A 9,774-nucleotide genomic window follows, 5' to 3' on the forward strand; every position below is an offset into this window, starting at 1 on the left:
CGATGTATAATATGCATCGCTTTTTTAATGTTATTAAAAATATAACTTGATAAATATTTAAATTGAAAATATTAAAATCTAAAAATTTTTAATATCAGAATTATATTAATATAGTAAAATTATTGAATTGAGATAGGAAAGTATTTAGATTATAATTTATAATTGGGAAAAGTAGGTGACTATTTTATTAATTGACTATAATATATGAAAGATTCTATGGTATTGCCATTTAACTTACTTACAGAAATAAAAATTTACTAATCATTTTTTAAATATAGAAATATATGTAAGCTCTATAAATGATTTTCTTAGCTATATCCTTTATGAATATTTATCTAATTAATATATGTTTATGCTAATTTCTAAATAATAGAATATTGATATTTTATTTGTATTATGTTAATATTATTATGTAAACTATATTATGATAATAAGATTATGATAACTAATACTGAAGCGAATATAAAAGATAAATATTTAAAAGAAAATTTAATAGCATATATTGGAAATAAAAGAAGACTTCTTTCATTTATAGAAAACACCATTTCTAGAATCTTAGAAGAAGACGGCAATGTAAATACTGCTCTTGATCTGTTTGCAGGAAGCGGAAGCGTTTCAAGACTTTTGAAAACTATGGATTTAGAAGTTTATTCTAATGATTGGGAATATTATTCTTATATTTTAAACTATGCTCATCTATGTATTAATGAAGAAGATTTATCTAATATGTTTATTCATACCGGCGGGGCAGAGAATACAATAAATATGATTAATAATATTGAATATATAGATGATGATGACAGATATATATCAAAATATTATGCTCCTTCAAATGATGAAAATCCAGACTTAATAAATGAAAGACTTTTTTACACTCATTACAATGCAAAGAGAATAGATATTATAAGACATAACATAGAAATGCTTTATAAAAATAATGCAATAAATGAAAAAGAATATTATTATCTTATAGCTTCAATTATATATGAATCTGCTACACATACAAATACTTCCGGAGTTTTCAAAGCTTTTCATGCAGGTTTTGGCGGAAGAAACAAGGATGCATTGCATAGAATAATGGCTCCTATATCATTAAAGCCGATACCTTTATATAATGGCAAGCAATGTCATGTTAGTATGCTTGATGCTAATGAGTTTGCTTTAAAAAATAGAAATAAGCATTTTGATTTGGTATATTTGGATCCGCCATATAATCAGCATCAATACGGAAGCAATTATCATTTACTTAATACTATAGCCTTATGGGATAAGCCTGCAATTAATAAGAATATATATGTAAATGGTAAAAAAACAGACAAAGGCGGTATCAGAAAAGATTGGGTTAAAACTAAATCAATGTACTGTTATAAAAAAACAGCTAAGGATACTTTAATAAATTTATTGGATAATATAGATTCTAAGCATATAGTTATGAGTTATTCTACAGATGGAATAATTGAATATGATGATTTAATTTCAATACTTGAAAGCAGAGGTAAATTAGATATTGTTACTTCTGAATATACTAAATATAGAGGCGCTAAAAGATCTATAGTTAATAAAACCAAAAATATAGAATATCTATTTGTTGTTGATACTTCAAAAATAAGCTGCAGCAATGCTAATAAAAAATTAAGATATATAGATAATATCAGATTGAAAATGGATAATCCTTTAGATTGTTCTAAGGATAATCTAATATTTGATTATGATGAAGATGATATTATAGTATTAAATTTAAAATATTCTGTTCATATAATTAATAAAGATGAGATATGCAATAAACTTAAAGATAAAAGTTTAGAGTATATAAAAATGTTTTCTATATTTTTAGATAGATACATTAAAGAAGATAATATTAATGCATTGAAAATTTATTCTTATCATATTAATGCTGCTATACTTGCCAATGATATGAGGCTCATAAAATATTTTGGAGAATATATACTTCAGACTTACAGCAGATTATGTTCAAGAAAATCTAATGAATATCTTGTGGATATTACAAATAGTATTTTGGATATTTTATCGTATTCTAATGATGAGATAAGCATTATTTCTAGGATAAAACAAAGAATAATTTATAATATAAAACATTCAAATATTTCCGAAATTAATAAAAATAATTTACTTGTTAGACTTGAAAAATAATGAAAAAATATTATATTTATTCATATAAAAATAGCATTTTATGTAAATAAAATTTTTTAATAGTAAAGTGGAAATATATGATTAATATTTTAATAAAAATAATTATTGTAATTGCATGCAGCTTTAGTTTTTTGTCTGCTCAAGATTATAATAATGATATTACTTCTATGTTGAATATGTTCAACGAGATAAGAGAGAATAATAATTTATATTCATTTGAGATTGATGATAGATTGAATGAAGTAGCGGATATTAGAGCAAAAGAACTTGCTGTTAGTTTCTCGCATATTAGACCTAATAATACAAAATATGATGAATTATTTTATCAAAATAGGATAATTGCTTATTCATCTGATGAGAATATAGCTTATAGGTTTAAAAATGCAGAAACTGTTGCTAGTTATTGGATGAATTCCAGTAAATATAAAGTTAATATTCTAAGCGATAAATTTACTCATATAGGTGTAGCACATTATGCTATTAATGGTGAGGATTTTTGGGTAGTTATATTTGCTCAGTTAACTAAATCTTTTGATTATTATTAATATTTAATTCCAATATAATATCTAATATTTTATTTCTCAAAATATCTATATTAGTATTATTTTTGGCGCTTATAAATACTGCATCATCATAAGAGGTTAGTATTTTATTTTTTTGTACTTCATCTATGCAGTCAGATTTATTAAATATAACTATTCTCTTTATATGAGAGGCATCTATTTCTTTTATTATGCTTTCTACATGCAAAAGTTTTTCTTCTATATTTTCATCGCTTGCATCTGATAAATGTAAAAGTAAATCAGCTTCAACAACTTCAGATAATGTAGATTTAAATGAAGCTACTAAAGTATGAGGAAGTCTGTCTATGAATCCTACAGTATCACTTATTATAACTTCCACAGGAGTATCATCTGTTAAATATAGTTTTCTTGTATGAGTGTCTAATGTAGCGAATAATTTATCTTCTACATAAACGGACTCTTTGCAAAGCAGATTAAATAATGTACTTTTTCCAGCATTGGTATATCCAACTATTGCTATTCTAAAAGTATTTTCTCTTCCTTTTCTTCCTGTACTTGCTGATTTTTCTACCTTGCTTAATTGAGATTTTAATTTATGTATACGCTCTCTTGCTCTTCTTCTATCATATTCAAGCTGTTTTTCTCCAGCTCCGCCTCTTAATCCTATACCGCCTTTTATTTGGCTTAGATTTGTTCTTTTACCTTTTAATCTTGGATATTCAAATTCTAAAAAAGCTAATTCCACCTGCATTTTTGCAGTCATAGTTTTGGCTCTTAAAGCAAATATTTCTAATATTATTTCTGTTCTTGTTAGAGCTGTTATATTAGAACCTTCTTCTATAGCATTTACTTGAGAACCGCTAAGCTCATTATCAAATACAAAATATTCTACATTATCAATGTCCGCACTTTCTTTTAAACTTTCTAATTTACCAGTTCCTATATAAGTTCCAGCTGTTATTTTGGGCTGTATAAATGAATATTTATTTACAACCTCATAACCTGCTGTATCGCATAGCATTGCAAGTTCATTAAGTATATTATCTATATTTATTTTGCTGTTTCTGTATTGTCTGCTGTCGGTTACAAATATTATATATGCTTTTTTTAGATTATCATTATTCATAAAAATTATCCAATAACTAATGAATTATAAAGTTCTATTGTTTTATCTGACAAGTACTGCTTTTTACTCAAAACAAAATTTATAGATTCTAATACCACTTCTAGAAATGCATTATCAAAATCTGTAAAAATTTTCTCTCTTATTTTATCAGCAGCAGGTATATTTCTTGTAGGCTCAAGATAATCAGCTGCATATATTATCTTTTCAAGCATAGTCATATTTCCATGTCCTACTGTATGACTTTCTATTGCATCTAAAATTTCTCTGTCTCTTATAGAGAATTCTTTTTCTGTGATTATAGAACTTACTCTAGCATGAAGTAAAGCACCTGTTATATAATTAGGATATTCTTTATTATCATTTTCAAGTATTATTTTACGCATTTCGTCATCTTTATATCTCTTTCCCAAATCATGACATAATGCAGCAACAGATGCCTTATTTGTATCAACATTATATTTTTCTGCTATTTGAACAGAAAGCTCTCTTGTAGAAAATATATGTTTTGCTCTGAACGGCAGATATTTTTCTATATATTCAGCTAATTTTTTTTCCTGATCATTATATTCTTTCATAATAATTTATTCCTGTTTATGATTAATTATTTTTATTATACTGAAATTGTTTTGTAATTTCAATATTATTTATTCAGCAAATAGACATGAAACTAAATGATTTTCTGAAATCTTTTTAGCATTTGGAGTATTATTTTTACATTCCTCTTTTGCATATATGCATCTTGTATGGAATCTGCATCCTGAAGGAATATCTGATGCATTAGGTATTTCTCCTTTGATAGGGAGTTCTTTTATTATATTGACTCTTCCTGAAGAAGCATCAGGTACAGCAGCAATCAAAGCCTTTGTATATGGGTGTTTAGGATTATCTATTATTTCATCAGCATCGCCAATCTCTACTATATTGCCTAAATACATAACTGCTATTCTGTCTGCAAAATATCTAGCTGTTGATAAATCATGTGTGATGTATATATAGCTTAAATTCTTTTCTGTTTGAAGTTCTTTCATCATATAAAGAATTTCTGCTCTTGTAGACAAATCTATCATAGAAACAGGCTCATCAGCAACAACCAATTTAGGATTAAGTATTAAAGCCCTGGCTGTTGCTATTCTCTGACGTTGTCCTCCTGAAAGCATATGCGGATATCTTTCCATAAACTCTTCCGGAGGATTAATTTTTACATCTTTCAAAGCCTTTATAACCATTTCATCATAAATTTTTTCATCTCCCTCAATATTATGAATGTATAAAGGTTCTTTTAATACATCTTTTATTTTAAATCTTGGATTCATAGAAGCATAAGGGTCCTGAAATATCATCTGAACTTTTCTTCTATATTTAGCAGTTTCTTCTTTATTAAAATTATTAATGTTTTCATTTTCAAATATAATATTTCCTGAAGTAGGCTCTATTAATTTCATCACAAGTTTGCCTATAGTGGTTTTACCGCTTCCAGATTCTCCTATTATGGCAAGTATTTCACCTCTTTTTACTTCTATACTTATATCATCAACTGCTTTTATTTCTTTAGATTTTTTTATTAAACTTTCTATTATATTGGTACTTGGATAAAAATATTTTTTTACATTTTCAAGTTTTAATATTATATCATTCATAATTTTTCTTCTTTTTATTATTAATTAAATTTAGTTATTAATCAAATGACAAGCACATAAATGACCGTTTCCTATATCTTTTAACATAGGTTCTTCATTTTTGCATTTATCTATTCTTTCTTTGCATCTGTCATAGAACATACAGCCTATAGGAGGGTTAAGCAAATCCGGAGGAGTACCTTCTATAAACTCTAATTTGTTTACAGCTTTATTTAATCTAGGAGTAGCTGCTAAAAGTCTTTTTGTGTATGGATGCTTAGCATTTTTATATATATCTTCATTGCTTGCAAGCTCTAAGATTTTACCGCCATACATAACGCATACTCTATCTGAAATTTCAGCTTCCAATGCCAAATCATGGGTTATAAAGATAAATGATAAATCAAAATCCTTCTTTAACTTTTTTAATAAGTTTATAATCTGAGCCTGTACTATAACATCTAATGCTGTAGTAGGCTCATCAAGTATAATAAGTTTAGGTTTCAAAAATAGGGCAGTAGCTATAACAACTCTCTGCTTCATACCGCCGGAAAGTTCATGAGGGTATCTTTTGGCAACATCTGCATGAAGCCCTACATATCCCAAATATTCTTCTATAAGTTTTACCGCATCCGATTTGTTCATATCAATATGTCTGTTTATAGTTTCTATCATCTGTTTTTCTATAGTGTATACAGGAGTGAGCGAATTCATTGCGCCTTGAAAAACCATAGATATTTTAGCCCATCTTATATTTTTTCTTATATATTCTTCTTTAAGAGGAATAATATCTTCATTATCAAGTATTATTTTTCCTCCTTCATATTTTCCTGGTATGGAAGGCATTCTTAAAAGAGATGTTCCAAGACTAGTTTTACCGCATCCTGATTCACCTACAATGCCTAAAGTTTCTCCTTTCTTTATTTTAAAGCTTATATCATTAATAGCCTTTACTAAACCTTTTGATGTATGATAGTACATTTTTAAATTTTCTACTTCTAGTATATTTTCCATTGATAGTCCTATTACAGTAACATAGTATACTTGTTCCAAAACTAATTTAATAATAAATTAGTTTAAATTTTTTAGTTTTTTATTTTTATAAGTGGGGCTTTGCCCCACACCCCCACTTCTTTTGTTGACACAAAGAAGCAGACAAAGTCCGCCTACGGCGAAAGACTGCAAGTTTATACATTAAAATAATAAATTATATAATATATAAAACATTATATTTATAATTTTTTAAGTTAAATAATTTTATGAATAATCTTGTCAAGTAGTTTTGAAACAAGTCTATTATGTTAATTATAATATAATATTAATATTTTTACAATTAACATTATATTAAAAATAATAATTAATATCTTAAATAGACAGTTTTTTTATAATGTATGTTTTTTGTATGAAATGTATTATAATATTTTATTATTGTTGTATAAGTATTAAAAAATATTAGAAAATATTATTTACTTAAATTTAATAAGCTGTACTATAAATATAGACATTTTTAAAATTATGTATATTTTTTGTGAGGTATTATGTTGAACAGAAGCACTATATTATTAATGATTATATTTTCTTTATTTATTACATCTTGCGGAAATTATTTTAATCCTAGATACTATTATAATAAAAAAAATGTATCTAGCGGAAATACAAATGAAAGTAATCCAGATGATGTTGGAGGAGATGAAACTGTACCTGAAGATGAAGATCCATTTAAAAATGGACCTTGGAATGATATAGGATATAATGGTTTTAATGGAAATGAGATAAAAGATTGGTTTTTAAAAGTATCTTTTGATGATAGTAATGTACCTATATATGAATTTTATAAGGACAACTCTAAATCATGGTATTATAGTGATCCTTCTATAGTTGAATATAATTTTGATGCTTCAGGAGATGGAAATAAGGCTCAGGGTATTGCTATAAATCCTATGACTGTATATAAATATGAATTTTAAAAAAAAACTTTGGTAACTATAGATAGTTCATATAATCAATCTGATAGAATGAATAGATTTTTATTTTATAGAATAAAGGGATCTGCTAAAGTTGCTGGTATAGGAGTAGATTTAAATAACTATTTAATAGCTGTAGATACTCATTCAAAATTAGTATTTGCTTATGCTAAAATAACAAAGACTGCTAATGCTCCTGTAGTTGGTACTCCTTATCCTGTAGAGTTTAAGGCAGTAGAATTATTTGAAAGTAAAAAGAAATTTTATGAATATGATCCTATAGGTATAGTGCATGCCGATGGAAAGGTTACTTTATATGCTGAATATCAAAATGAAATGAGACTGAATTCTACAGGGTATTTTCCTTCAATTCACGATGAGAACAGACCTATAGCATCATATCAAGGTGCTGGAACTTCACCTTATTTCAATAAGAATGCTTCCGACAATAAAAAAGAGATGAAATTGACTTTTACTTCTATGGAATTAAGAAATATAGATACTAAATCGGCAAGTAGAAATGCCATTACTGGTAATGTAGGTTTTTGGGGAAAAGTACTTGATTATGCATTGTTTGGATATGATATGAAGTTAGATTTTTATAGTTCTTCAAGCGATGTTCATTCTTTATCTCCATTTACTACTTTAAATCCTAGTAAAATAGATCAGGCATTAAAAGTAAAACTTGATTCTGTAGGAAGCATAAATATAGAATCAAAAGAACATTCATTACTTTATGAAGAGAATGATGATATAACAATATCAATGGCAGTCAATTTAACAAAATATGATGAAAGATCTGGAGATTTCCTATATGAAGTACATTATCCTTATGCTTATAGTGAAAATGACAAGATAAAGATAGAACTCAAATACAATAAAAATAATAATACTTTTGAATTGGCTTCTATAACAGATGAATATGGAGATAGAATAAAATCTAAAACTTCAAGTTTAACTGTTAATGAAAATAGTGAAGCTGAGATATCTATGATAATTGATGGTATGGACGGTCCTGACAATGAAGATAATTGCGGAAATGGAGCTACAGGATTGAATAATCAAATAGAATTAAAAATTAAATTCAAATTTGAAAAAATAAAATAATAATAATAAATGGGCATTTGATTTTAATATCATATGCCCATTTTACTAATAAATCATATAATGAAAATGCACTCCGTTTTCTTCCTGAATATCATTATATAATTCTATAAATCCTAGCTTTTTATAAAATTCATATGCATAATGACTAGATTTAACGGTATACTTATCTGAATTTAAAATGTTTTTTGCTTCTTCAAATAAACTGCTGGCTATACCTAATTTAAAATATTTGTCGTCTACGAAGAAAAGAGAAATATGATCAAAATTAGTTATTTCAAGCATTCCAACTATTATATCATTTTCATTTTTAGCAATGAGCATTAAAGAGCCTTGCATAAAAAATCTAAGCCTCATATTATTAGCCGATATAAAAGTTAATACATTATTAATACCTTCATCCGTATCTAAATTGGAATTGTATTTTAAGTATATATTTTTGGCGAGAATAGAAAGATCTTCAATATTTTCAATCCCCGCCTTTTCAATTTTAAACATTGTATTTTTATTGAAATGCTTTTATTAATCTTTGGAAAGGTAAATAATTAGTATCTTTAACAAATGAACCATTTTTATAATATCTTAAATAAGGTATTAAATCATTATTCCATACATTTTCTTTGAAATTCATAAAAGGTTCATATAAAGGACTTTCATTGTATAAGCAAATAAATATAGTTATATCAATATCAGCATTATCTTTATTAGCATTTAATTCTCTTTGCAAGCCTTTCCAATCACCGCACCAATCCTGAGTGAATATAGCTAAAACATTTTCTGAAGATTTTTTTATATCATCACTTACTTCTTTAGTATCCATTATGTGCTGCATTTCTTTATCATCAATGGTTTTGAAAGTTAACATTACTTCCTCCTTTAAATTCTATATATTAATGCAATAATAATACAGTAAAATATATTTTTAATCAAGGAAATATTTATAATTACGATATTTTACAAAATATGGAGTGTTTTATGAAAAAAATTATCATTGCAATTATTATTTTTAATATGATTAATTCTTTTTTATTTGCCGGAGATTTTCTTGATGATCAGAAAAGATATAATAGAGTAAGAACAGCCATAAAAGAAAAAGATAATATTGTAAAAAATACATTAAAAAATAATAATATCAAATTAGAAGAATTAAATATATTAATAACAGTATACAAACAAGAAGATATACTTGAAATATATGCCAAAAATAAATCTGACAGTACATATAAAAAAATAGCTTCGTATAATATAGCAGCAAAATCCGGAATATTAGGCCCTAAAAGAATGGAAGG

At 26.1% G+C, this 9,774-nt stretch carries 10 protein-coding genes and 1 pseudogene; 5 read left to right on the forward strand and 6 right to left on the reverse strand.

Annotated elements, in window-relative coordinates; translation table 11 throughout:
• Positions 1-438 precede the first annotated feature (438 nt).
• Both Q0K19_RS09470 and Q0K19_RS09475 read left to right on the forward strand, forming a co-directional pair.
• Positions 439-2,151, forward strand: coding sequence for a DNA adenine methylase (locus Q0K19_RS09470; protein WP_297247547.1), 1,713 nt, complete (start codon positions 439-441; stop codon positions 2,149-2,151).
• Between the two features lie 77 nt (positions 2,152-2,228).
• Positions 2,229-2,696 (forward strand): CAP domain-containing protein, encoded by a 468-nt coding sequence (locus tag Q0K19_RS09475; protein WP_297247548.1) that lies wholly within the window; start codon positions 2,229-2,231, stop codon positions 2,694-2,696.
• Here Q0K19_RS09475 and hflX read toward each other — a convergent pair.
• The 4 genes from hflX to Q0K19_RS09495 all read right to left on the reverse strand — a co-directional run bounded on the left by hflX (position 2,674) and on the right by Q0K19_RS09495 (position 6,431).
• Complete coding sequence (gene hflX, locus Q0K19_RS09480) at positions 2,674-3,801, reverse strand: GTPase HflX (protein ID WP_297247549.1); 1,128 nt, start codon at positions 3,799-3,801, stop codon at positions 2,674-2,676. The two genes, Q0K19_RS09475 and hflX, sit on opposite strands and share 23 nt — an antisense overlap.
• 5 nt (positions 3,802-3,806) lie before the next feature.
• Positions 3,807-4,376, reverse strand: a complete 570-nt coding sequence (gene yqeK, locus Q0K19_RS09485) for a bis(5'-nucleosyl)-tetraphosphatase (symmetrical) YqeK (RefSeq protein ID WP_297247550.1) — start codon at positions 4,374-4,376, stop codon at positions 3,807-3,809.
• A gap of 69 nt (positions 4,377-4,445) precedes the next feature.
• A complete protein-coding gene (locus Q0K19_RS09490; RefSeq protein WP_297247556.1) occupies positions 4,446-5,441 on the reverse strand; it encodes an ABC transporter ATP-binding protein in 996 nt (331 codons plus the stop codon).
• Positions 5,442-5,468: 27 nt separating this feature from the next.
• Positions 5,469-6,431, reverse strand: a complete 963-nt coding sequence (locus tag Q0K19_RS09495; protein ID WP_297247551.1) for an ABC transporter ATP-binding protein — start codon at positions 6,429-6,431, stop codon at positions 5,469-5,471.
• A gap of 524 nt (positions 6,432-6,955) precedes the next feature.
• On the opposite strand from Q0K19_RS09495, the gene Q0K19_RS09500 reads away from it, so the two are divergent.
• The gene (locus Q0K19_RS09500; RefSeq protein WP_297247552.1) at positions 6,956-7,384 is read left to right on the forward strand and encodes a hypothetical protein; all 429 of its coding nucleotides are present in this window, start codon (positions 6,956-6,958) and stop codon (positions 7,382-7,384) included.
• A gap of 9 nt (positions 7,385-7,393) precedes the next feature.
• A complete protein-coding gene (locus tag Q0K19_RS09505; protein ID WP_297247553.1) occupies positions 7,394-8,488 on the forward strand; it encodes a hypothetical protein in 1,095 nt (364 codons plus the stop codon).
• Between the two features lie 45 nt (positions 8,489-8,533).
• On the opposite strand, the gene Q0K19_RS09510 is transcribed toward Q0K19_RS09505, so the two are convergent.
• Positions 8,534-8,983 carry a GNAT family N-acetyltransferase gene (locus Q0K19_RS09510; protein WP_297247554.1) on the reverse strand — a complete coding sequence of 150 codons (450 nt, stop codon included), beginning with the start codon at positions 8,981-8,983 and terminating at the stop codon, positions 8,534-8,536.
• A gap of 7 nt (positions 8,984-8,990) precedes the next feature.
• Positions 8,991-9,350: a hypothetical protein gene (locus tag Q0K19_RS09515; RefSeq protein WP_297247555.1), complete on the reverse strand. Its 360-nt coding sequence runs from the start codon at positions 9,348-9,350 to the stop codon at positions 8,991-8,993.
• 110 nt (positions 9,351-9,460) lie between these two features.
• Here Q0K19_RS09515 and Q0K19_RS09520 point away from each other — a divergent pair.
• A pseudogene (locus Q0K19_RS09520) lies at positions 9,461-9,774 on the forward strand (hypothetical protein); the annotation flags it as partial.

It is taken from the genome of uncultured Brachyspira sp., assembly GCF_944393015.1.
In the GTDB taxonomy this organism is placed as follows: domain Bacteria; phylum Spirochaetota; class Brachyspiria; order Brachyspirales; family Brachyspiraceae; genus Brachyspira.

Excerpts from the sequence above, each read along its gene's own strand:
- Q0K19_RS09470 (WP_297247547.1), top strand. The coding sequence starts at position 439 with ATGATAACTAATACTGAAGCGAATATAAAAGATAAATATTTAAAAGAA.
- Q0K19_RS09475 (WP_297247548.1), top strand. The coding sequence starts at position 2,229 with ATGATTAATATTTTAATAAAAATAATTATTGTAATTGCATGCAGCTTT.
- hflX (WP_297247549.1), bottom strand. The coding sequence starts at position 3,801 with ATGAATAATGATAATCTAAAAAAAGCATATATAATATTTGTAACCGAC.
- yqeK (WP_297247550.1), bottom strand. The coding sequence starts at position 4,376 with ATGAAAGAATATAATGATCAGGAAAAAAAATTAGCTGAATATATAGAA.
- Q0K19_RS09495 (WP_297247551.1), bottom strand. The coding sequence starts at position 6,431 with ATGGAAAATATACTAGAAGTAGAAAATTTAAAAATGTACTATCATACA.
- Q0K19_RS09500 (WP_297247552.1), top strand. The coding sequence starts at position 6,956 with ATGTTGAACAGAAGCACTATATTATTAATGATTATATTTTCTTTATTT.
- Q0K19_RS09510 (WP_297247554.1), bottom strand. The coding sequence starts at position 8,983 with ATGTTTAAAATTGAAAAGGCGGGGATTGAAAATATTGAAGATCTTTCT.
- Q0K19_RS09515 (WP_297247555.1), bottom strand. The coding sequence starts at position 9,350 with ATGTTAACTTTCAAAACCATTGATGATAAAGAAATGCAGCACATAATG.